Source organism: Actinoplanes sp. KI2 (genome assembly GCF_025630775.1).
GTDB lineage: Bacteria > Actinomycetota > Actinomycetes > Mycobacteriales > Micromonosporaceae > Actinoplanes.
Map to the genome: position 1 here is coordinate 129,767 of NZ_JAOSZE010000004.1, position 21,482 is coordinate 151,248.

Sequence of the window (21,482 nt, forward strand, 5' to 3'; positions counted from 1 at the left end):
GCGGTTTGCCCGGATCGGCGCAGGTTGCTGCCACCCGGTCAATTGTCGCGACGCTGCAACTTATCGCCACCGCACCCACACGGTAGCCTCAGCACGGGCGAGCGAGGAGCACGCGGTGGATGAAACAGGGCATTCCGGAGACACTGGAGCCCCGGAGGGTGGCGACAGTGCCGATTCGCGCGAGCGTGCTCGAGTGAACGGCTGGGCGACGCAGGATAGTCCCTGGTCGAACCCCGGCGCCGCACTCGACACGGAAAACGACGTACCGGCGTGGCGTCGGCCTACGCCCTTTCCGCGAAATCAGGCATTTCCTCCCATCGACCGATCATACGGCTCGGCCCAGCCCACGCCACCGCAGCCCACGCCACCGCAGCCCACGCCGCCCCAGCCCACCTCGGCCCCCGCTGGGCCCGGGTTCTCCGCGCCGTCCGCAGGACCAGGCGCCGGCAGCGGCACAGCGCCGGTTCCCGCGCCCGCGCCGCCGGGCTTCGTCGACGCGCGGCCGTCCGGCGAAATTCCCCCGTCCGGGGGGTCCTCGCCGGCCGATCAGGCCGCCTCCCGCTGGGCGGACACCCGCCCGCGCTACTCCGACCTGCTGGCCCACCTGACCCCGCCGGGCGCCGAACAGGCCCGCCCCCCGGCCCCGCGCATCGAGCCCGGCCCGCTTCCGCAACTTTCGGCGCCGCCCCTGCCGCAGCCGCCACGTGGCCTGGGGGAGACGACCGGCTCGATCGGGCCCACCTCGCGGATCGGACGGCCGACCAGCCTGCGCTCGGTCGAGCCGATCAGCCCGTACGAGTCGGCCACCCCGATCAGCCCGTACGACCCGCCCACGCCCAACAGCGCCCCGCCGTACCCGTACGAGGGTGACCTCGAGGACACCCCGGCGCCCCCGATTCAGCAGCGCGCCGCGGTCCCCCTGGTGCGCCCGGCCGCCCCGGCCGCCCGCCGCGCCGATTGGGCCCCGCCGGAGCCGCCGCCCGCGCCACCGGGAGCGGGTGCCCAGGCGGTGGCACCGCCGTCGTACGATCCGAGTTTCCCGCGCCGGGTCTCCTACGAGCCCGGTCCGGCCGCGGAGCCGCCCGGCTACCAGTCGGGCACGGCGTACGCGGCCTTCGGCAGCCCGACACCGGCCGCCGGCGGGGGGAGCGGACCGGCCGATCCCGGCACGCGGATCAGCCCACCGGCCGACCCCGGCCGACGGGCGAGCGGTTTGGCCGACCCCAGCCCACGGGTACTGCCGCAGCGCGTACCGGCCCAACCGGACGTGCCGAGAGTTCCGGAGCCGCCGTTGACGGAGCCGACGGCCGAGACGCCGGCGCTGGCTCGGATCGCCACCCACCTGCGCCGTGGCGACGTGCAGCCGCGCGACCGGGAGGAGGGCTTCGACGTGCAGGCGATCCTCGCCGCGGTGCGCGGCGTCGACGGCGTGCGCGACGCGTCCCTGCGCGCGACCCCGTCGGGCGCGCACAGCCTGCGCCTGGATCTCGCCGAGGGCGCCGACCCGGCCGAGGTGAGCCGCCGCGTGGCCCGTCTGCTCCAGGAGCGGATGGGCCTGGACGCCGCGATGAAGGGCGACGCGGTGGCGCCGCTGCCGGTCCCGCCGGCGGCCGCCCCGGTGTCGCCACCCGCGCCGACCCGGCCCCGCAGCGCGCCCCCGGCGCCGGTCGCGGCGGCCCAAGCGCCCGTCTCGTCGCCGCCTCAGGCGCCCGTCTCGTCACCGCTCCTGCCCCCGGCCCCGGCCGCCCAGGTGTCCGCGCCGCCCGTGCCGCTGGCCGAGCGCGTTCGACCGGCCGAGCACGCCCGCCCCGAGCCCGAGCCGCTCAGGCCGGTCGAAAGCAGGCCGGTCGAGAGCCGGCCGGTCGAAAGCAGGCCGGTGGAGAGCCGGTTGGTGGAGAGCAGGCCGGTGGAGAGCCAGCGGGCTCAGCCCGAGGAGGAGGCCGAGGTCGTCCCCGCCGACGACCACCGCCCGACCCGCCCGCTCTACCCCGGCGAACACCCCGGCCCCCGCATCGTCATCGAGAACGTGCACGTCAACACGTTCGGCACGGACGCCACGGTCGAGGTGCGCCTGGCCGTGGGCGGCCGCGCGACGTCCGGTTCGGCCAGCGGCCCGGCCGTCGACGGCTACCTGCTGCGGCTGTGCGCCACGGCCACCGCCGGCGCGGTCGACGAACTGCTGGCCTCCTCCGAGCACCCGGACGGCCCGGCCCGCTGCTTCGTCGAGCACGCGGCCGCGGTCCCGTTCGGCAACTCCCAGGTGGCGGTCGTCGTGCTGTTGCTGTCCTGCAACGGCTGGGTGGAGCAGCTCGCCGGGTCGGCGGTGGTGGCCGGTGACGACCGGCACGCCATGGTCCGCGCCACGCTGGCCGCGGTGAACCGGCGGCTCGAGGCACTCTTGTCCCGATGAAGGGCGCCATCCTGGCCGACGACGGCGTGCTGCTGCCGGACGGCGACGCACCACCACCCTGGCCCGCGCGCCGGGTCGTGATCGGCGGGGCGATGCTGCACGTCCGGGACACCCCGGCCACCCACCCGGGCGCCGAGCCGGCGGTGTACCTGCACGGTCTGGGCGGCTCGTCGCAGAACTTCACCGACCTGGCCGGCCTGCTCGCCGACCGGTTCGATGCGCAGGCCGTCGACCTGCCCGGCTTCGGCTACAGCGACCCCAGCCCGCGCTATTCGATCCCGGCCTTCGCGGCGACGCTGATCGGCTACCTGGAGCACGCCGGCCGGGGCCCGGTGCATCTGGTGGGCAACTCGCTGGGCGGCTCCATCCTCGTCCGGGTGGCCGCGCTGCGCCCCGACCTGGTCCGCACGCTCACCCTGATCTCCCCGGCGATGCCCTTCCTCGATCCGCGCCGGACGGCGCACGGCCCCTACCTGCCGCTGCTCGCGCTGCCCCGGGCCGATCGGATCTTCGCCTGGGGGATGACCCGCCTGACCGTCGACGAGATGGCCGAGCAGGTCCTCGAGGCGTGCTTCGGCGACACCCGCAAGGCGAGCGCGCAGCGCCGGGCCGAGGCGATCGAGGAGATCAAGCTGCGCTACACGGTCGCCCATTACCCGAACGCCTACCTGCGTACGCTGCGTGGGCTGGTCTCCAGCTTCCTGCGCGCGTATCTGCCCGGGCGCAACTCGCTGTGGCGGCTGGCGACCGAGATCACCGCGCCGACGCTGGTCATCGGCGGCCTCGCCGACAAACTCGTCGATCCGCGGGTGCCGTCCCAGGTGGCCAGGGTGATCCCGGACAGCCGGCTGCTGATCCTGCCCGGCGTCGGGCACGTCGCGCAGATGGAGGCGCCCCGGCTGGTGGCCCGCGCCATCGTCGGCATGCTCGAGGAAGCCCCGCGCCCCTAAGCCAATCCAAGATCCGCCCGTGCGCCCGAGATCGGCTTGTGTGAGACGCTGGCGATCGATGATCGCGCAAGTGTCCGTGCCACCCGCCGAACCGCCCGCGCCGCCGGATCGCTGGCGCCGGTGGTGGCTGATGCTGCTCGCGCTGACCATCGTGGCGGCCGCGGGCCTGTTCGCGGGTCACGGGCTGCGCTCGGCAGAAGCCCAGTCCTCGGCCGTGGCGCCGTCCGCGTCGGCCGCCCCGCCGGTGCTGGAGGACGCGACGCTGCCGGCGCCGTCGGCGACCGTTGCGGAGACCCCGTCCCCAACGCCCAGCCTGGCGGCGGATCAGCTGCGTCTGGCGGGTGCGGTTCCGTCGCATGGCTCCGGCAGGTTCGCGTACGCGATGACCCGCAGCCCCGTCCTCGGCGCCGGCGGACCGCTGCGCCGCTTCCGGGTGGCCGTCGAGCAGGGCAGCAACGAGGACGTGACCGCGTTCGCCGAGCAGGTGGTGGCGACGCTCGGCGACCCGCGCAGCTGGACCGGCGACGGCGGGTTGCGCCTGCAGATGGTGGCCGGCAGCGACCCGGCCGACTTCACCGTCCTGCTCGCCACCCGGGACACCGCCGGGCTGCTGTGCGAGCAGGGCGGGACGAACATCCGGATCAACGGTGTCCCGTACACGTCGTGCCGGACGACCGGCAAGGCGATCATCAACCTGGACCGCTGGCGGCTCTCGGCGAAGCCGTACTTCTACGCCAAGATCCCACTGGCCACCTACCGGCAGTACGTGATCAACCATGAGGTCGGGCACGAGCTCGGCCACCACCACGAGGACTGCCCGGCGGCCGGGGGCCCGGCCCCGGTGATGGTGCAGCAGACCCTCACCGCCCGTGGGTGCCGGCCCTACCCGTGGCCACGGCAAGGCACCCGATTCCTCACCGGCCGCCCCCTGTAGCTGGCAAAACACCGGAAACGCGCGGCGGCGCGTGGCAATCTCGGCTGTGTCATGACAACGACGGGTGGCAGGCGCCGGACCGCCGGGACCGCCGCGCCCGGCCGCTCGGCCCTGACCCATACGCCGGTCTGGAATCCCCTCCGGAACCCGCCGGCGATGCGCCGGACCCCACTCATCCGGCCGGCGCCCCCGCCGGCGCCGGTTCCGTTCCGCGACTTCGTGGAGGAGCTGCGGCCCGCGCGGCGGCGCCGGCGCATCCTGACCGTCTCCACCCACGTGCTGCTCGCGGTCGCCGTGATCTTCCTCGGGCGCTACCTGCGGGCCCGCGATGCCGACCGAATCGTGATCCCGAGGCCGGTGGCCGCCGCGCCGTCGGCAGCGATCGGGCAATCCGCGGCGCCCGCGGTGACCAGGGTCCGCGCGGCCGGCACCAGCGGCGTCTTCGACTACGCCGGCGGCTACGGCCCCGTGCTCGGGCTGGCCGGCCCGATCCACCGTTTCCACCTGGGGGTCGAGAAGCCGGACGCCCCCGGCGCGGCCATCGGGTTCGCCGGCGAGGTCGACCGCGCGCTCGGCGACCGCCGCGGCTGGATCGCGTCCCGTGGCGTGCGATTCCAGCGGGTTCCGCTGGACGTGCCCGCCGAGTTCACCGTCTACCTGGCCTCGGCGCGCACCTCCGAGCGGATGTGCCGGATCGGCGGGCTGGAGACCGGGGCGTACACGTCCTGCCGCCTGCCCGGCAAGGTGATCGTCAACGACGACCGGTGGGAGGGGGCGGTCCGCGGCTACGGGGCGCCGCTGGCCACCTACCGCGCCTACGCGATCAACCACGAGGTGGGTCACCAGCTCGGACACGGGCACGAGGCGTGCCCGGGCCCGGGCCGGCTCGCGCCGGTGATGATGCAGCAGACGTTCGGCCTCAAGGGGTGCCTGGCCAACTCGTGGCCGTACCCGCACGGCAGACGCTATGCGGGTCCGGCGATGCGCTGAGAAATTCCCTCGTCTCGCATATCGGGCCGGTGGGGAACGTCATGGCTACGACGAGGGCGAACGAGCAACAATGGCTAGCGATCCTTACCGTCAACCCCGGGGAGTGAACCGTGGCATTGCCCCCGCTCGTCGAGCCGGCCGCCGAGCTGACCATCGACGAGATCCGCCGCTACTCGCGCCATCTGATCATCCCGGACGTCGGGATGGACGGCCAGAAGCGGCTGAAGAACGCCAAGGTGCTCGCGGTCGGCGCGGGTGGCCTGGGCTCACCGGCGCTGCTCTACCTGGCCGCCGCCGGGGTGGGCACGCTCGGCATCATCGACTTCGACACGGTCGACGAGTCCAACCTCCAGCGCCAGGTCATCCACGGCGTCTCCGACGTCGGCCGGCCCAAGGCCGAGTCCGCCGCGGACAGCATCCGCGAGATCAACCCGCTGGTGAACGTGGTCATCCACAACACCGCGCTGGACCGCGACAACGTCCTGGAGATCTTCAGCCAGTACGACCTGATCGTCGACGGCACCGACAACTTCGCGACGCGGTACATGGTGAACGACGCCGCCGTGCTGCTCGGCAAGCCGTACGTCTGGGGTTCGATCTATCGCTTCGACGGCCAGGCGTCCGTGTTCTGGGAGGAGCACGGCCCCTGCTACCGCTGCCTCTACCCGGAGCCCCCGCCGCCCGGCATGGTCCCGAGCTGCGCCGAGGGCGGCGTCCTCGGCGTGCTCTGCGCGTCGATCGGCTCGATCCAGGTCAACGAGGCGATCAAGCTGATCACCGGGATCGGCGAGCCGCTCGTCGGCCGACTGATGGTCTACGACGCCCTGGAGATGGAGTATCGCAAGATCAAGGTCCGCAAGGACCCGAACTGCGTGCTCTGCGGGGAGAACCCGACCCTGACCGAGCTCATGGAGGACTACGAGGACTTCTGCGGTGCGATCTCCGCGGAGGCCGAGGAGGCGACCGTCGACGCGACGATCACCGCCCGTGAGCTCAAGGACTGGCAGGACTCCGGCAAGGACGTCTTCCTCGTCGACGTGCGCGAGCCCGCCGAGTGGGAGATCAACCGCATCCCGGGCGCGACGCTGATCCCCAAGGGCGAGATCCTCTCCGGCGAGGCGCTGTCCCGCTTCCCGCAGGACCGGCAGATCGTGCTGCACTGCAAGTCGGGCGTGCGCTCGGCCGAGGCGCTGGCGGCCCTCAAGGCGGCCGGCTTCAAGGACGCCGTGCACGTCCAGGGCGGCATCGTCTCCTGGGTCAACACGGTCGATCCGTCGCTTCCGTCCTACTGAGTTTTCGCGCCGGGGAGCCGATATGGCTCCCCGGCGTCGAGACACGGAGCGGTTTGGCACCGCAGGTTGTAGCGTCACCCCGTGGTCGACATTGACGCAGCGATCGGGTACGTCGTCGCGCACGGCGATCCGGTGGAGCGGGCTCGGCTCTCGTACCTGCGCACCGGCCAATCCCCGGCGCCCGAGATCGTCGAGCGGATCGCGGCCGGGCAGACCGCGGCCGGCGGCTGGCCCGCCTCCACCGACGGGGTGATCCCGTCGGTGGACGCCACCTGCTTCCGCCTCAACGAGCTCGACGACCTCGGCGGCCTGCACGGCGCCGTGGTCGACCGGGCGCTCGGCTGGCTCGCCACGGTGCAGCGTCCCGACGGCACCTGGCAGGAGAACGAGTCCCTGGCCGCCGTGGCGCCGGCCTGGGCGATGCCCGGCGACCCCGAGGCCACGCTCTACCTGACCGCGCTGGCCGGCTTCTGGTTCACCGTCGCCGAGGTGGAGCTGCACCCGCACCTCGACCTGCCGGCCCGGCACGCCCCGACGCTCGCGGCCGCGGCCGGTTTCGTCAACTCCCAGCTGCGCCCCGACGGCACCTGGCCGTCCTTCCTGGCGACCGGCTGGCACGCGGCCGGCCTGCTGCACGCCCAGCAGTACTTCTACGAGTCGGCCCGGGTGCAGCTCGTCCTCGGCGACCGGCTGCACGACATGGCCCCGGCCGACGTGGCCTCGATGGCGGCCGCCCTGCGCCGCGTGCACCTCGGCGACGACTGGCTGCTGCAGGCGGCCCGCAAGCGCCTGGCCGCCACCCAGCGCACCGACGGCGGCTGGGACAGCGCCGAGGGCCCGGTCTTCGACGTGAACACCACCCTGACCGTCCTGCGCGCCTGCCGTTAGCGGCGGCAGGTGGGGTGATCGCGGCCGCCTGGGTCGGCCTGCGCGCCTGCCGTCAGCGGCGGGGGGCGGGGTGACCGGCCGCTGGGGCGGCCTGCGCGCCTGCCGTTAGCGGCGGCAGGTGGGTGACCGGCCGCTGGGCCGGCCTGCCCGAGTTGCAGCTCCGCCCGGATGGTGGCGGCAAAGGGCCGGGACGGCAGCGAGCTCGCCTTGGTAGGCGGGGACTCGGCGGAGCCTCGTACCGGAAAGGGAATTTGATCTGGTTTTAGCGGGTGTGGCCGTTGCCGGTGACTATGTACTTCGTCGAGGTCAGCTCGGGCAGGCCCATCGGGCCGCGGGCGTGCAGCTTTTGCGTGCTGATGCCGATCTCGGCGCCGAAGCCGAACTCGCCGCCGTCGGTGAAGCGGGTCGATGCGTTGATCATGACGGCGGCGGCGTCCACCCGGGCCGCGAAGCGCCGGGTCGCGGTCACCGACTCGCTCACGATCGCCTCGGTGTGGCCGGTGCCGTAGCGGCGGATGTGGTCGAGGGCGTCGTCCATCGAGTCGACTATCGCCACCGCGATGTCGGCGGACAGGTATTCCTTGGCCCAGTCCTCGCTGGTGGCGGGGACGACGTCGGCGCTGTAGCCGGCCACCCGCGGGTCGCCGTGCACGGTCACCCCGGCCGAGACCAGTTCCTCGATCGCCAGCGGCAGGAACGAGTCGGCGATGTCGATGTGCACCAGCAGCGACTCGGCGGTGTTGCAGGTGGACGGTCGCTGGGTCTTCGAGTTGATCGTGACGGCGAGCGCCTTCTCCAGGTCGGCGGACTGGTCCACGTACACGTGGCAGTTGCCGACGCCGGTCTCGATCACCGGAACCGTGGACTGCTCGACGACCGTCCTGATCAGATCGGCGCCGCCGCGCGGGATCAGCACGTCGACCAGGCCGCGGGCGCGCATCAGCTCCTTGACCGAGTCACGGGTGGTGGCGTCGAGCAGCTGGATCGTGTCGGCCGGCAGACCCGCGTCGGCCACCGCCTTGCGCAGCACCGAGACGATCGCCGCGTTCGAGCTGAACGCCGAGCCGGAGCCGCGCAGCAGCGCCGCGTTGCCGGATTTCAGGCAGATGCCGGCCGCGTCCGCGGTTACGTTCGGGCGGCCCTCGTAGATGATGCCGACCACCCCGAACGGCACCCGGACCTGCCGCAGCTCGAGCCCGTTGGCCAGGGTGGAGCCGCGCACCACGTCGCCGACCGGGTCGGGCAGGGCGGCGAGCTGGCGCAGGCCGTCGGCCATCGCCTCGATCCGGGACGGGGTCAGCGTGAGGCGGTCGATCATCGCCTCGGACGACCCGGCGTCGCGCGCGTTGTTCACGTCCACCGCGTTCGCGGCGACGATGTCCTCGGCCCGCTCGACCAGCCGATCGGCCATCAGCAGGAGCGCGCGGTCCTTCTCGGCGCGGGTCGCGGCGGCCAGGTCGATCGAGGCCCCGCGCGCGTCGGCGGCCTGCTGCAGCACGGACGTCATCGCCTACTCCTGTTCCCTACAGAAGAACCAAGTCGTCCCGGTGGACGACCTCTCGTTCATATCCTGGTCCGAGCTCCGCGGCCAACTCGGGGGTAGACCGGCCGAGGAGCGCCGGCAGCTCGACGGCGTCGTAGTTGACCAGGCCGCGGGCCACCGGGGCGCCCTCGGTGTCGACCAGGTCGACCGGGTCGCCGGCGGCGAACGATCCGTCCACGGCGACGATGCCGGCCGGCAGCAGCGACTTGCGCCGGGCCACGACGGCGGTGACGGCGCCCGCGTCGAGGTGCAGGCGGCCGCGCGGTGCGGTGGCGTGGGCGAGCCAGAAGAGCCGCGCCGCCGGTCGGCTCGTGGCGGCGTGGAACAGCGTCCCCACCTCTTCGCCGGCGAGCGCGGCCTCGGCCAGGGGCGCGCTGGTGAGCACGACCGGGATGCCGAAGCCGGTGGCGATCCGGGCCGCTTCCACCTTGGTGACCATGCCGCCGGTGCCGACGCCGGACCTGCCCGGGGAGGAGATCTTGATGCCGGCCAGATCTGACTCGTCGGCCACCTCGGCGATCCGTTCCGACGCCGGGTCGGACGGGCTGCCGGTGTAGAGCGCGTCCACATCGGAGAGCAGCACCAGCAGATCGGCGTGTACCAGGGCGGCCACCAGCGCGGCCAGCCGATCGTTGTCGCCGAAACGGATCTCCTCGGTGGCGACCGTGTCGTTCTCGTTGACGATCGGCAACGCGCCGAGATCGAGCAGCTTGCGCAGGGTGCGGTAGGCGTTGCGGTAGTGCGCCCGGCGGGTCACGTCGTCGACGGTCAGCAGCACCTGCCCGACGGTGCGGCCGTGGCGCGCGAAACCGGTCGCGTACCGCCCGATCAGCAGGCCCTGGCCCACCGACGCGGCCGCCTGCTGGGTCGCCAGGTCACGCGGGCGGCGGCGCAGCTGCAGCGGTGCGAGGCCGGCGGCGATCGCGCCGCTGGAGACCAGGACCACCTCACGCCCGCTCGTGGCCAGGCCGCCGAGCGCGTCGACGAGGGCGTCGACGCGCTGCTCGTCGATGCCACCGGCCGCGGTGGTCAGGGAGGACGAGCCCACCTTGACCACGACGCGGCGGGCGGCGGTCACCACTTCGCGCACCTGGCCATTTTGCGCGAGTGCCGGGGCCGACCCGTGCCGAGATCCCATATCGTGGCCCGCTTTTGTCGGGGGTCACCTCTAAGGTGGCTTCCGTGACACCCCAGGAGTACGTCGAAGAGGTGCTCTCGCTCGTCGAGCGCATCCCCGAGGGCAAGGTCATGTCGTATGGGGCGATCGCCGACGCGCTCGCCGACAAATCCGGGCGAAACTCGGCCCGGCAGGTCGGCACGATCATGGCGCGGCACGGCGGCGGAGTGCCCTGGCACCGGGTGGTGACCAGTTCCGGGCGCATGCCGCCGGGGCACGAGCAGGAGGCCCGCCAGCGGTTGCTGAGCGAGGGCGCCCCGCTGAAGGGTGATCACGTAGACATGGCGCGAGCAGGATGGATGCCTTAATGGAAGTGGGACAGCCCAGCAAGACGGCCCACAGCGCGGCGCGTTATCGGGCAGCCCATCAGCTCCTGGAGCGGGGCTCGATCTTTCAAGACCCCTTCGCGGTACGCATCCTGGGCGTCGCTGAGGAGGAGCTGCTCGCCGACGCGCCGCGGCGGGCCATGCGGATGTTCATCGCCGCCCGCCATCGGTTCGCCGAGGACGCGCTGGCCGCGGCCGTGCGCCGGGGCGTGCGGCAGGTGGTGGTGCTGGGGGCGGGGCTGGACACTTTCGCCTACCGCAACCGGTTCGACGGGGTGCGGGTCATCGAGGTCGACCACCCGGCGACGCAGGAGTGGAAGCGGGAGCGGCTCGGCGCGACCGGCATGGAGATTCCCCCGTCGGTGTCCTACACCGGGGTCGACTTCGAGAGCGAGTCGCTGGCCGACCGGCTGGTCCTGGACGGGCCGGCGTTCTTCCTCTGGCTCGGCGTGGTGCCCTACCTGACCGGGGCGGGTTTCGACGCCACCATCTCGTACATTGCCGCGGTTCCCGGCAGCGAGGTGGTCTTCGACTACGCCCAGTCCCCGGAGAGGATGCCGGCCGAGCGGCGGGCCGCCCTCGAGGCGAGGGCCGCCCGGGTGGCCGGGATCGGCGAGCCGTGGCTCACCTTCTTCGAGCCGGACGAGATCGACGCGGAGCTGCGCGGGCTGGGCTTCACCGAGATCGAGGACCTCGGGCCGGCGCAGTTGGCCGCCCGCTTCTTCAACCGCCCCGACGTCCCGGCGGATACGCCTGGCGGCCACGTCCTGCGAGCGGCTCTGCCGGGCTAGCGGTGCTCAGATCAGGCCGATGAACGCCGCGGCGCCGCGCATCTGGAACTCCAGGAAGCCGCGGCGGTCCTCGTCGACCGAGTTGTTGAGCTGGCCGAAGAGCTCCGCGCTGACCGCGCCGCAGAGCTGGATGAAGGCCGCCATCCCGGCGCCGATCAGCCGGGGCGGGATGCCCGGGCCGAACTGATCGGCGACCGCCGCGAGCTCCTCGGCGTACCGGCCGGTGATCTCCGGCTGCGGCCCGAACCGGCCGGCCGCGAACGCGTCCCGGACGATCGCGGCGATCTGCAGAACGACCCGCGTGGCCGGCCCGATGGTGTCCTCCGGCGCCCGATAGCCGGGCACCGGGCTGCCGTAGATCAGCGCCCACTGGTGCGGCTCGGCGAGGGCCCATTCGCGGACGGCGTGCCCCACCGCGACCAGCCGGTCGGTGAAGTCCGCGCCCGCGGCCGCTGCCGTGGCGGCGGCCCGTTCGGCGGCCTCGCCCACCGCGTCGTACGCCTCGATGATCAGCGCGGTGAGCAGGTCGTCCCGGCTCGCGAAGTAGCGATACACCGCGGACGAGGCCATCCCCATGTCCCGCGCCACCGCCCGCAGCGACAGGTTGGCCCCGTCGGAGGCGAGGTGCCGGCGGGCCACCGCCTTGATCTCTTCGGTCATCTCGGCCCGGACCCGGGCACGTACTCCTTCGGCCTTCATGCGACCAGTGTGCCATAACGAGAGCACCGCTCTTGCATGCTTGCGCGATGCGTGTAATCATCGTTCTCAACAGAGAGCAGTGCTCACGGAGGAGAACAGCAATGTCGAACAACGTCATCGTCGGGTCCGGCCCGATCGGCAGCGCCATCGCCCAGCTCCTGGTCGACCGGGGCGACACGGTCACGATGGTGACCCGCAGCGGGCGCGGCCCGGCCCACCCGCAGATCAGGCTGGTCGCGGCCGACGCCTCCGACGCGCTGCGACTGTCGTCGCTGACCGAGGGGGCCGCGACGCTCTACAACTGCGCGAACCCGAAGTACACCGAGTGGGAGAACCGCTGGTACCCGATGAACGACGCGATGATCGCCGCGGCGAAGTCGGCCGGCGCGGTCTACGTGATGACCGGAACCCTGTACGGCTACGGCCCGCAGCCGGGCGGCCGGATGACCGAGAGCACCCCGCTCGCCGCGACCGGCCGCAAGGGCAAGGTCCGCATCAAGATGTGGCACGACGCCCTGAACAGCGGCGTCCGCGCGATCGAGGTCCGAGGCTCGGACTACATCGGTGCCGGTGCGGTCGGCGTCTTCTCCTCGGTGCTGCTGCCGGCCATCGCGAAGGGTCGCACCGCGTACGCGCCGGGCAACCCGGACCTGCCGCACAGCTTCACCTACACCGGCGACATGGCCAGCACGATGGTCGCCCTGGCCGCGGACGAGCGCGCGTACGGCCGGGCCTGGCACGCGCCGACCGGGCCCGCCATCACCATCCGTGACCTGGCCGACCGGTACACCGACCTGACCGGCCAGCCGCGGGTCAAGCTGCGCGCGCTGCCCCGCTTCGTGATGCGCACGGCCGGCCTGGTCGTCCCGATGGCCCGCGAGATGGCCGAGATGGACTACCAGTTCTACGCGCCGTTCCACCTGGACAGCACCCTGACCGAGGACACCTTCGGCCTGAAGCCCACCGACCTGGAGGTACCCCTGCGCGAGATCGCCACCTCGGTGGACGCCACCCTCGCCCGCCGGATGAACTGAGTGGCGGTCAGAGCAGCAGGCCCACGCCCCCGCGGCGAGGGTCGCCTGCCGCCCCGGCCTGGCCGACCGCGTTCGCGCCCCCGAAGTAGTGATTGAGGCCCGACCACTGCTTGATCTTGTAGCCGGCCCCGGCCAGCAGCGTGAGCTCGTCCCGCGGATAGCCTGGCTCGACGTGCACCGTGTCGTCCACGACGTGGAAGCGCGGCCGGGCCAGCGCGGTGGCCATGTCGACCCCGTCGACCAGCACGCCCAGCAGCGTGTCGATCAGCGCGGTACGGATCCGCGAGGCCCCCGCCGAGCCCGCCGCCACCGCGAGCCGCCCGTCGCCGTCGATCACCACGAGCGGGCACATGTTCGACGACATCCGCCGGCCGGGCGCCAGGTCATCGGTGATCAGCTCGCCCTCGCCGAGCATCGAGTTGAGGTTGATGCCCAGCCCGGGCAGCCAGACGCCGGACCCGAGCCCGAGCGTCGTCGTGATCACGCAGGCGTTGCCCTCGGGGTCCACCACCGACACGTTCGTGGTGTCGCCGATCTTCTGCCGGCCCTGATCGCGCAGCGCGTCGGCCAGCCCGATCGCCCGCCGCGGCCGGGACAGGTCGGCGGGCAGCCCGGCGATCGTGTCCACCACCCGGTTCAGGTCGTGCCGGGCCCGCACCTCGTAACCGCCGAGCATCGCCCGGTCGACCGGCGTCTCCAGCACGCGGTAGTCGGCCAGGTCGCGCGGCCCGAGCGCCCCACCCGCGTCCCGCACCGCGTCGACCAGGATCGGGGCGAAATCGCCGGTGTAGAAGATCGACGGCCCGACCACGGCCAGCGCGTCCAGCGCGGTCGCCAGGCCGGGGTGGAAGAGCAACTCCCCGTCGACCAGGTTGCGCCCCTTCGGGGTGTAGACCGCCGCACCCTCGCCCCAGGCCAGCGCCGGCGCGCACGAATCGAGCGTCCGGGCGTGCGCGTCCGGGATCGGCACCCCGGTCTTGGCCAGCGCCGACGCCGGCGCCACCACCTCGGCCCACGGCAGCCGGCCCCACCGCCGGTGCACCTCGCCGCAGCCGGCCGGCACCCCGGGCACCGCCACGCTCGCCCCGCCGATCGAATAGACCTGCGGCAGCCCGCCGAAGAACACGTCCACCGACATCATCGGCCCCGGCTCGCGGTCCCCGTCCGTCCCCGGCACCGCCACGAAGAAGTCGAGACAGGTGACCGTGCCGGTGGCCGCCTCGAAGTACGTGGCGAAGCCGCCACCGCCCAGCCCCGTGAAGATCGTCTCGGCGACGCAACAGGCGAGCACCGCCGCCACCGCCGCATCCGCCGCCGTGCCGCCGTCCCGCAGCACCTGCAAGCCGGCCCGCGCGGTCGCCGGGTGGCTGGCGGCGACCCCGGCCGCAACCCTTTTCATGCCGCGAAGCGTAGGCGTACGGGCTTGATCGTGGTTAGCATGCGCGTCCATGACGACCACCGGTCCCTCTCCGGACGTACGGCCGATCGGCGTGTTGCCGCGCCGGGTACTTGCCGGCTATTCGCTGGGTTCGCTGGTCACGGGCGCGTTCGGCACCGTGCCCGGTTTGCTGCTGTTGCCCTATCTGACCGACACGTTGGGCGTTGCGGCGGGTGTGGCCGGATTGCTGGTTCTGTTGCCGAAAGCCTGGGACGTCGTGGTCAATCCCTTCGCCGGCCGGGTCTCCGACCGTCGCGGCGACCGGCGGCGCTTCCTGCTCGTCGCGGGGCTCACCCTGGGTGTCCTGTTCGCCGCCATCTTCGCGGGCCCGATCCGCAGCGGCGCGGGCGCCGGGGCCTACGTGGCGATCGCCTTCCTCACGGCCGCCACGGCGTACGCCTTCTTCCAGGTGCCCTATGTCGCCATGCCGGCCGAGCTCACCGACGGATACGACGAGCGCACCCGGCTGATGACCTGGCGGGTCGCCGTGCTCGCGCTGGCGATCCTCATCTCCGGGGCGCTCGCCCCGCTGGTGGTCGACCAGACCGGCGGCGGCATCACCGGTCACCGGTGGTCCGGTGTCTTCGTCGGCGGGCTCATCATGGTGGGCACGCTCGGCGTCTACTTCGGTACCCGGAAGGCCGAAATCCATGCCGCCGGCGAGTCCGAGCCCGACCTGCGGGCACAGTTCCGGGTCATCGCCGCCAACCGGCCCTTCCGCGCCCTCCTGCTCTGCTGGGTGATCCAGGCGGTCGGCATCGGCACGATGCTCGCCGGCGTCCAGTACTTCGCCGATCAGGTGGTCCGCGCCGACTCGGGCGCGACGTTCCTGTTCGCCGCGTTCGTCGGCCCGGCCCTGCTGGTCATGCCGCTCTGGACCCGGATCGGCGCCCGCTTCGGCAAGCCCCGCGCCCTGGCGGCGGCGTCGCTTCTGTTCGCCGCTGGCGCGCTGGCCCTGCTCGCCGCGCCGGTCCTCGCCGCGGTGCCGATCTACCTGGTCGTCGCGCTCATCGGCTGCGGCTACGCCGGCCAGCAGGTCTTCGCGATGGCGATGCTGCCGGACTGCATCGCCCACGACACCGAGCGGACCGGCCGGCGGCAGGCCGGCGTCTTCACCGGGGTGTGGACCGCGGGGGAGACCCTCGGCCTGGCCCTCGGCCCGGGAATCTACGCGCTGGTCCTGCAGGTCTTCGGCTACGTCTCGTCCTCCACCGGCGAGGCCGCGCCGCAGGACGCGACGGCTCGCCTGGGCGTCCTGCTCGGCTTCACGCTGGTGCCGGCGGCCCTGGTCGGCGGCGGTGTGCTGCTGCTTCGCGCCTACCGCGACATGTCCCGGGCGACCGGCGTCGTCCGATAGCGTCGGGCCATGTTCGAAGCGCTGCCCGACAAGGGAGTTCCCGGCGACCAGATCCTCGGCGAGCTCCGCGAGCTGCGCCGGGCCGATCTGCCGACGCACGGCGGCCGCCTCTTCGCCTACGTCTACGACCCCGCGCTCGACGGGCTCGACGACCTGGCCCGGGCGGCGCACGCGATCTCCGCACACGTCAACGGGCTCGACCCGACGGCGTTCCCCTCCCTGCTGGCGATGGAGAACGCGTTGGTCGGCGCCGCGGTCAAGCTGCTGCGCGGCGGCCCCGAGGCGGTCGGCAGCGTCACCAGCGGCGGCACCGAGTCGCTGATCCTCGCGGTCAAGGCGGCCCGCGACAGCCGTCCCGGCCTGACCACCCCGCGACTGGTCATCCCGTCGACTGGGCATGCCGCGTTCGCGAAGGCGGCGCACTACCTGCGGGTCGCGCTCGACGTGGTGCCGGTCGGCGACGACCTGCGGGCCGACCCGGCCGCGATGGCCGCCGCCATCACCCCCGACACCGTGCTGGTCGCCGCCTCGGCGCCGTCGTACGCGCACGGCGTGGTCGATCCGATCCCCGAGATCGCCGCGGCGGCGGCCGCTCGGGGCGTGCGCTTCCACGTGGACGCGTGCTTCGGCGGCTGGGTGCTGCCGTACCTGTCGCGGCTCGGCGCCGACCTGCCCGAGTTCGACCTGGCCGTGCCCGGCGTCACCAGCATCTCGGTCGACCTGCACAAGTACGCGTACGCGCCGAAGGGTGTTTCGCTCCTGCTGCACCGGGACGAGACGCTGCGTCTGCCGCAGTACTTCGCGTATGCCGACTGGCCCGGCTACACGATGATCAACCCGGTCATCTCCTCCACCCGCTCCGGCGGCCCGATCGCCGCGGCCGTGGCCACCCTGCGCACCATCGGCGACGCCGGCTATCTCGAGCTGGCCGAGCGCACCCGGCGCGCGGTCGCCGTCCTCGCCGAAGCCGTGGCCGCCACCGACGGCGTCCGGCTGTTCGCCCCGCCCGAGACGACCGTCGTCTGCCTGACCGCCGACGATGGCGGTGTCGATGGCGGCGTCGACCTGTTCGTGCTGGCCGACGAGTTGGCCGCCCGCGGCTGGCACACCCAGCCCCAGATGGCGTTCGGCGCGCTGCCGGCCACCGTCCACCTCACCGTGACCGCCGCGGTGAGCGCCACCGTCCACGAGTTCGCCGCCGACCTGGCCGGCGCGGTGGCCGCCGCCCGAGCCCGCGGTCCGGTCCGGCTCCCCGAGCCGCTGATCGAGGCGGCCGGCGCGCTCACCCCCGAGATGGTCACCCCCGACCTGGTCGCCGGCCTGGCCGAGGGACTGGGGCTGGGCGGAGGCGACTTCACCCGGATGGCCGCGGTCAACTCCCTGCTCAACGTCACCCCGCCCGCCCTGCGGGAGGCGCTGCTGACCGGGTTCCTCAGCCTGCTGCAGCGTCCCGCCACGGCCACGGAGTAGGTTGACGTCGTGGCCGGTCTGCCAGGAGTGCTCGGGGAGCCCATCCGGTTCGTGCTGAACTGGGGGAGGCGCTATTCGCTCTGGGTCTTCAACTTCGGGCTCGCCTGCTGCGCGATCGAGTTCATCGCGTCGAGCATGAGCCGGCACGACTTCATGCGGCTCGGCGTGATCCCGTTCGCGCACGGTCCGCGCCAGGCCGATCTGATGGTCGTCTCCGGCACGGTCACCGACAAGATGGCCCCGGCCATCAAGCGGCTGTACGACCAGATGCCCGAGCCGAAATACGTGATCTCGTTCGGCTCCTGCTCGAACTGCGGCGGCCCGTACTGGGACTCCTATTCGGTCACCAAGGGCGTCGACCAGATCATCCCGGTCGACGTCTACGTGCCCGGCTGCCCGCCCCGGCCCGAGGCGCTGCTGCACGGCATCCTCCGCCTGCAGGAGAAGATCGCCGCCGAGCAGTCCGGCCCGGGCGGCGTGCCCCGCCCCGACCCGCTGACCACCGGCACCGCCCACTCCCGGGACGCCGTCTCCCTGACCGCCCCGATCATCGCCGCGCCGCGGGCGACCGTCGACTGACGGTCGACCGCTCCCGGGCCTGCGGCACGACGTCATGACCATAGGATGGCTGCCATGACTCCCGAAGAGGTCGGCGAGCGCATGGTGGCCCTGCTGGCGAGCGAGGCGGAGGACGCCGCCCCGGTGACCGCCGGCGTGTCCGCCGGCGGCCCCGGTCACGAGCGCGCGGTCGTCGACGTGCCGGTCGCCCGCTGGTGGGAGGCGATCGGCACCGCGAAGCACAACGGCGTCCTCGGCTGCGACTTCTTCGACTGGCTGTCCGCGGTCGACGAGCTCGACGAGGGCTTCTCCGTGCTCTGCCATCTCTATTCGACCCGCCGCAAGCATTCCCTGCTGCTCCGCACCCGGGTCCCGCGGGAAAATCCGGACGTCGAGTCCGTGGTGGAGCTGTTCCCCGGCGCTGCCTGGCACGAGCGGGAGACGCACGAGATGTTCGGCATCACGTTCGCCCGCCACCCCGACCTGAAGCCGTTGCTGCTGCCGCCCGGCTTCGAGGGCCACCCGCTGCGCAAGGAGTTCGTGCTCGCCGCCCGGGTCGCCAAGCCGTGGCCGGGCGCCAAGGAGCCGGGCGAGTCCGAGTCGGGCGCCGCCAAGCGCGCCCCGATGCGCCCGCCCGGCGTCCCCGCCCCCGGCGAGTGGGGACCGGAGAGATGATGCCGGTCTGGCTCGAGCTCCTCATCCGGGTCGTCGCGGTCGTCGTCGGCTTCCTGGTGCTCCCGCTGCTGGTCGGCCAGGCCGAGCACAAGGTCATGGCGCACATGCAGGGCCGCCTCGGCCCGATGTACGCGGGCGCCTACCACGGCTGGGCGCAGCTGGTGGCCGACGGCGTGAAGTTCGTGCAGAAGGAGGACATCACCCCGCGGGACGCCGACCGCGGAGTGTTCCGGCTGGCGCCGATCGTGGCCCTCTTCCCGTACCTGCTGATCCTGCTGGGCATCCCGATCGGACCCGGCAGCCTGGTCGCCCAGCCGTTGGACATCGGTCTGTTCTTCGTCCTCGCCGTTCTCGGCGTGGGCGTGCTGGCCGTGCTGATGTCGGCGTGGGCGAGTGGCAACAAGTACAGCCTGCTCGGCGGCCTGCGGGGCGCCGCTCAGCTGCTCGGCTACGAGCTGCCGCTGGTGCTGGCGGCGGCGAGCGTCGCGATGGCCGCCGGCACGCTCAGCCTGCCCGGCATCGTCGAGGCGTGGCGGCCCTGGTGGCTGCTCTGGCAGGCGCCCGCCGCGGTCATCTTCTTCGTGGCCGGCCTGGCCGAGATCCGCCGCCCGCCGTTCGACATGCCGATCGCCGACTCCGAGCTGGTCTTCGGCTACCTGACCGAGTACACCGGCCTGCGCTTCGCGTTCTTCCTGCTCGCCGAGTACGTCGGCATCATCGTGATCGCGGCCCTCACCACCGTCCTGTTCCTGGGCGGCTGGCACGGCCCGTTCGCGAGTCACCTGGGCTGGCTGTGGACCCTCGTCAAGATCTTCGCGCTGTCCTTCGTGATCATCTGGTTCCGGGTCGCCTACCCCCGCCTGCGCGAGGACCAACTCCAGCGCCTCTGCTGGCTGGTCCTGGTCCCGCTCGCGCTCGCCCAGCTGATCCTCACCGCCGCGGTAAAGCTCGCGATGTGATCAGAGATAGCGCGGCGTGATCCTGCTGATCGGCAGGTCGATCTCCCAGGGCTCCGCCGTGACGATCTGCTCCTGGAAGGTGCCGGACGATCGGTACACCTCGTGCTCCGGGTCGATCTTGTGGGTGTGCACGGTGAGGCCGTCGCCCGTCTCGATCCGCCAGTAGAAGGGGATGCCGGCGGCGGCATAGAGCGCGGGCTTTGTAATGCGATCCATGATCAGCGACAGGGAAGAGACGATCTCGACAGCGAGCATGACCTCGTGCGGTAGGTAATGTCGTGGACGGCGTTGCGCAGCAGCGTCAGTTGTGACCAGCACATCGGGGGTGAAGGCGCGCCGTGGGCTGATCCGGACCTCGACGCCCTGCGTAACGTGAAGCTCCGGCGGGCAGGATGCCTCAAGAGCGACCATCAGGCGCGCAGCGACTATTTGGTGGAAATCTGTGGGGGAGGGGGACACGAGGAGCACTCCATCGAGCAACTCACGGCGCACGCCGTCCTCCGGCAGCGCGCCCAAATCATCTACGGTCCAGCCGCCTACTGGTGGCAGGTCGCTCATCAGGGCGGTCAACTGCGCCTCCAGCAAGCGGGCGGTTCTCCCACGACTCACCGTACCGGAAGATCCGAATGGGGGTGTGCTCGCGTCCGAACCGATCACGGGGCAGGATGTGTGCTTGTGAGTGACGACGGGGAGCGTGGCGCGCCTGGCAAAGGGCTGGTGCAGGGGCTTGCGGTCACGCTCCGGACGATGACCAGGCGGTCGACGACCCGGCAGTATCCGGACGTCGAGCCCGAGCTCCCGCCGCGCAGCCGGGGCGTGATCGCGCTGCTCGAGGAGAACTGCACGGTCTGCATGCTGTGCGCCCGCGAGTGCCCCGACTGGTGCATCTACATCGACTCGCACAAGGAGGAGGTCGTCGTCCCGGGCGCCGCTCGGGCGCGTCAGCGCAACGTGCTCGACCGCTTCGACATCGACTTCTCTCTCTGCATGTACTGCGGGATCTGCATCGAGGTCTGCCCGTTCGACGCGCTGCACTGGACCCCCGAGTTCGAGTACGCGGAGACCGACGTCCTCGACCTCCTGCACGACAAGGACCGGCTGGGCGAGTGGATGCGAACGGTGCCTCCGCCGCCGGCTCACGACGTGCTCGGCGAGCCCTCGAAGGAAGAGGCGGCCGCCACCCGGAAGGCTGCGGGTCCGGGGGCGGCAACCCAAGCCCGTGCCAACGTACGCCGTCCGCCTGCCACGACCGCGGAGCGGCCGTCCCGGCCCGCTCGAAATCCCGGGGAGCCGCCCCCGGCGGGGAGCGACTCGGATACCGCGTCCCCGGAGCCTCCGAAGTGACCGTCGCGGACGCTCTCCTGCTGGCTCTCGGTGCGATCGCGGTCGGCTTCGGCGCGCTCGTGGTCACCAGCGCCCACCTGGTCCGGGCCGGCTTCTACCTGGTGGCGAGCCTGGGCGCGATCGCGGGTCTGTACCTCGTGATGGGCGCCGAGTTGGTCGCCTGGGTGCAGGTGCTGGTCTACGTCGGAGCGGTCGTCGTGCTCCTGCTCTTCGCCGTGATGCTGACCCGCGCCCCGATCGGCCCGTCCCGCGACCTGGACCGGCCGGCCCTGCCCGCCGTGCTCATCGGCGCCGGTGTCGGCTTCGGACTGACCGCGCTGCTGGCCGACGCGTTCCGCTGGACGAAGTTCGAGCTGCCCCCGGCGGGCACCGCCCAGCGGGTCGGCGCCCAGGTCTTCGGCGCCTGGGTGCTGCCCTTCGAGGTGCTCTCGATCCTGCTCCTGGCCGCCCTGGTCGGCGCGATCGTGCTGTCCCGCCCCGACCTCGGCGCCCGCCCCGACCCGGAGGCGGCCGCCGTCGCGGCCGAGCCGCCGCACGACCCGACCGACGAGTCCGCCGAGGTGGTGGCCCGCCTCGAGCGGATCGCCGCGCGTCAGGCCGCCGCGCAGGCCCGGGTCCGCCAGGCGCACGCCGAGAAGGTGGCCGCC

General features: G+C 72.7%; 20 protein-coding genes and 1 pseudogene. 16 read left to right on the forward strand and 5 right to left on the reverse strand.

Going from position 1 to position 21,482, the window contains the following annotated elements; genetic code table 11:
• The first annotated feature begins 193 nt into the window (after positions 1-193).
• The 6 genes from ODJ79_RS05525 to ODJ79_RS05550 all read left to right on the forward strand — a co-directional run bounded on the left by ODJ79_RS05525 (position 194) and on the right by ODJ79_RS05550 (position 7,464).
• Positions 194-2,410 (forward strand): Daple, encoded by a 2,217-nt coding sequence (locus tag ODJ79_RS05525; RefSeq protein WP_263022225.1) that lies wholly within the window; start codon positions 194-196, stop codon positions 2,408-2,410.
• Positions 2,407-3,360, forward strand: coding sequence for an alpha/beta fold hydrolase (locus ODJ79_RS05530; RefSeq protein ID WP_263022226.1), 954 nt, complete (start codon positions 2,407-2,409; stop codon positions 3,358-3,360). The genes ODJ79_RS05525 and ODJ79_RS05530 overlap by 4 nt, the downstream gene beginning before the upstream one ends.
• Positions 3,361-3,430: 70 nt before the next feature.
• Positions 3,431-4,294 carry a DUF3152 domain-containing protein gene (locus ODJ79_RS05535; RefSeq protein WP_317620635.1) on the forward strand — a complete coding sequence of 288 codons (864 nt, stop codon included), beginning with the start codon at positions 3,431-3,433 and terminating at the stop codon, positions 4,292-4,294.
• Between the two features lie 156 nt (positions 4,295-4,450).
• Positions 4,451-5,284, forward strand: a complete 834-nt coding sequence (locus ODJ79_RS05540) for a DUF3152 domain-containing protein (RefSeq protein WP_263022228.1) — start codon at positions 4,451-4,453, stop codon at positions 5,282-5,284.
• A gap of 110 nt (positions 5,285-5,394) precedes the next feature.
• On the forward strand, positions 5,395-6,576 hold the full coding sequence (gene moeZ / locus ODJ79_RS05545) for an adenylyltransferase/sulfurtransferase MoeZ (protein WP_263022229.1): 1,182 nt from the start codon (positions 5,395-5,397) through the stop codon (positions 6,574-6,576).
• A gap of 81 nt (positions 6,577-6,657) precedes the next feature.
• Positions 6,658-7,464, forward strand: coding sequence for a prenyltransferase/squalene oxidase repeat-containing protein (locus ODJ79_RS05550; protein ID WP_263022230.1), 807 nt, complete (start codon positions 6,658-6,660; stop codon positions 7,462-7,464).
• 262 nt (positions 7,465-7,726) lie between these two features.
• On the opposite strand, the gene ODJ79_RS05555 is transcribed toward ODJ79_RS05550, so the two are convergent.
• Positions 7,727-8,971, reverse strand: a complete 1,245-nt coding sequence (locus ODJ79_RS05555) for a glutamate-5-semialdehyde dehydrogenase (RefSeq protein ID WP_263022231.1) — start codon at positions 8,969-8,971, stop codon at positions 7,727-7,729.
• Between the two features lie 16 nt (positions 8,972-8,987).
• Positions 8,988-10,145, reverse strand: coding sequence for a glutamate 5-kinase (gene proB / locus ODJ79_RS05560; RefSeq protein ID WP_263022232.1), 1,158 nt, complete (start codon positions 10,143-10,145; stop codon positions 8,988-8,990).
• 44 nt (positions 10,146-10,189) lie between these two features.
• Between proB and ODJ79_RS05565 the strand changes: the two genes are divergently transcribed.
• Both ODJ79_RS05565 and ODJ79_RS05570 read left to right on the forward strand, forming a co-directional pair.
• A complete protein-coding gene (locus tag ODJ79_RS05565; RefSeq protein ID WP_263022233.1) occupies positions 10,190-10,492 on the forward strand; it encodes an MGMT family protein in 303 nt (100 codons plus the stop codon).
• Positions 10,492-11,301, forward strand: a complete 810-nt coding sequence (locus ODJ79_RS05570; protein ID WP_263022234.1) for a class I SAM-dependent methyltransferase — start codon at positions 10,492-10,494, stop codon at positions 11,299-11,301. The genes ODJ79_RS05565 and ODJ79_RS05570 overlap by 1 nt, the downstream gene beginning before the upstream one ends.
• Before the next feature lie 6 nt (positions 11,302-11,307).
• Here ODJ79_RS05570 and ODJ79_RS05575 read toward each other — a convergent pair whose 3' ends face one another.
• The gene (locus ODJ79_RS05575) at positions 11,308-12,000 is read right to left on the reverse strand and encodes a TetR/AcrR family transcriptional regulator (protein WP_263022235.1); all 693 of its coding nucleotides are present in this window, start codon (positions 11,998-12,000) and stop codon (positions 11,308-11,310) included.
• 101 nt (positions 12,001-12,101) lie between these two features.
• Here ODJ79_RS05575 and ODJ79_RS05580 point away from each other — a divergent pair, with 101 nt between their 5' ends.
• Positions 12,102-13,034 (forward strand): NAD-dependent epimerase/dehydratase family protein, encoded by a 933-nt coding sequence (locus ODJ79_RS05580; RefSeq protein WP_263022236.1) that lies wholly within the window; start codon positions 12,102-12,104, stop codon positions 13,032-13,034.
• Positions 13,035-13,041: 7 nt separating this feature from the next.
• On the opposite strand, the gene ODJ79_RS05585 is transcribed toward ODJ79_RS05580, so the two are convergent.
• Complete coding sequence (locus tag ODJ79_RS05585; protein ID WP_263022237.1) at positions 13,042-14,433, reverse strand: gamma-glutamyltransferase family protein; 1,392 nt, start codon at positions 14,431-14,433, stop codon at positions 13,042-13,044.
• Positions 14,434-14,482: 49 nt separating this feature from the next.
• Here ODJ79_RS05585 and ODJ79_RS05590 point away from each other — a divergent pair, with 49 nt between their 5' ends.
• From ODJ79_RS05590 to ODJ79_RS05610, 5 genes are read left to right on the forward strand one after another with little or no spacing between them, the layout of a single operon-like run.
• Positions 14,483-15,829, forward strand: coding sequence for an MFS transporter (locus tag ODJ79_RS05590; RefSeq protein WP_263022238.1), 1,347 nt, complete (start codon positions 14,483-14,485; stop codon positions 15,827-15,829).
• Between the two features lie 9 nt (positions 15,830-15,838).
• A complete protein-coding gene (locus tag ODJ79_RS05595; protein ID WP_263022239.1) occupies positions 15,839-17,299 on the forward strand; it encodes a pyridoxal phosphate-dependent decarboxylase family protein in 1,461 nt (486 codons plus the stop codon).
• Positions 17,300-17,308: 9 nt separating this feature from the next.
• A complete protein-coding gene (locus ODJ79_RS05600; protein ID WP_317620636.1) occupies positions 17,309-17,878 on the forward strand; it encodes an NADH-quinone oxidoreductase subunit B family protein in 570 nt (189 codons plus the stop codon).
• A gap of 54 nt (positions 17,879-17,932) precedes the next feature.
• On the forward strand, positions 17,933-18,532 hold the full coding sequence (locus ODJ79_RS05605; protein ID WP_263022240.1) for an NADH-quinone oxidoreductase subunit C: 600 nt from the start codon (positions 17,933-17,935) through the stop codon (positions 18,530-18,532).
• Entirely contained in the window at positions 18,532-19,491 is a 960-nt protein-coding gene (locus ODJ79_RS05610; protein ID WP_263022241.1) for a complex I subunit 1/NuoH family protein, read from the forward strand. Before ODJ79_RS05605 ends, ODJ79_RS05610 begins: the two co-directional genes overlap by 1 nt.
• Here ODJ79_RS05610 and ODJ79_RS05615 read toward each other — a convergent pair whose 3' ends face one another.
• On the reverse strand, positions 19,492-20,076 hold the full coding sequence (locus tag ODJ79_RS05615) for a Uma2 family endonuclease (protein WP_263022242.1): 585 nt from the start codon (positions 20,074-20,076) through the stop codon (positions 19,492-19,494).
• A 90-nt stretch (positions 20,077-20,166) separates the two neighbouring features.
• Here ODJ79_RS05615 and ODJ79_RS05620 point away from each other — a divergent pair, with 90 nt between their 5' ends.
• Positions 20,167-20,835 (forward strand): 4Fe-4S binding protein, encoded by a 669-nt coding sequence (locus ODJ79_RS05620; protein ID WP_263022243.1) that lies wholly within the window; start codon positions 20,167-20,169, stop codon positions 20,833-20,835.
• Positions 20,832-21,332, forward strand: a pseudogene (locus ODJ79_RS05625) (NADH-quinone oxidoreductase subunit J); the annotation flags it as partial. The gene ODJ79_RS05620 and the pseudogene ODJ79_RS05625, both read left to right, overlap by 4 nt.
• Positions 21,333-21,482: the final 150 nt, after the last annotated feature.

Coding starts and splice junctions, on each gene's coding strand:
- proB (WP_263022232.1), bottom strand. CDS start 10,145: ATGGGATCTCGGCACGGGTCGGCCCCGGCACTCGCGCAAAATGGCCAG.
- ODJ79_RS05580 (WP_263022236.1), top strand. CDS start 12,102: ATGTCGAACAACGTCATCGTCGGGTCCGGCCCGATCGGCAGCGCCATC.
- ODJ79_RS05595 (WP_263022239.1), top strand. CDS start 15,839: ATGTTCGAAGCGCTGCCCGACAAGGGAGTTCCCGGCGACCAGATCCTC.
- ODJ79_RS05585 (WP_263022237.1), bottom strand. CDS start 14,433: ATGAAAAGGGTTGCGGCCGGGGTCGCCGCCAGCCACCCGGCGACCGCG.
- ODJ79_RS05605 (WP_263022240.1), top strand. CDS start 17,933: ATGACTCCCGAAGAGGTCGGCGAGCGCATGGTGGCCCTGCTGGCGAGC.
- ODJ79_RS05575 (WP_263022235.1), bottom strand. CDS start 12,000: ATGAAGGCCGAAGGAGTACGTGCCCGGGTCCGGGCCGAGATGACCGAA.
- ODJ79_RS05570 (WP_263022234.1), top strand. CDS start 10,492: ATGGAAGTGGGACAGCCCAGCAAGACGGCCCACAGCGCGGCGCGTTAT.
- ODJ79_RS05555 (WP_263022231.1), bottom strand. CDS start 8,971: ATGACGTCCGTGCTGCAGCAGGCCGCCGACGCGCGCGGGGCCTCGATC.
- ODJ79_RS05530 (WP_263022226.1), top strand. CDS start 2,407: ATGAAGGGCGCCATCCTGGCCGACGACGGCGTGCTGCTGCCGGACGGC.
- ODJ79_RS05610 (WP_263022241.1), top strand. CDS start 18,532: ATGCCGGTCTGGCTCGAGCTCCTCATCCGGGTCGTCGCGGTCGTCGTC.
- ODJ79_RS05540 (WP_263022228.1), top strand. CDS start 4,451: ATGCGCCGGACCCCACTCATCCGGCCGGCGCCCCCGCCGGCGCCGGTT.
- ODJ79_RS05590 (WP_263022238.1), top strand. CDS start 14,483: ATGACGACCACCGGTCCCTCTCCGGACGTACGGCCGATCGGCGTGTTG.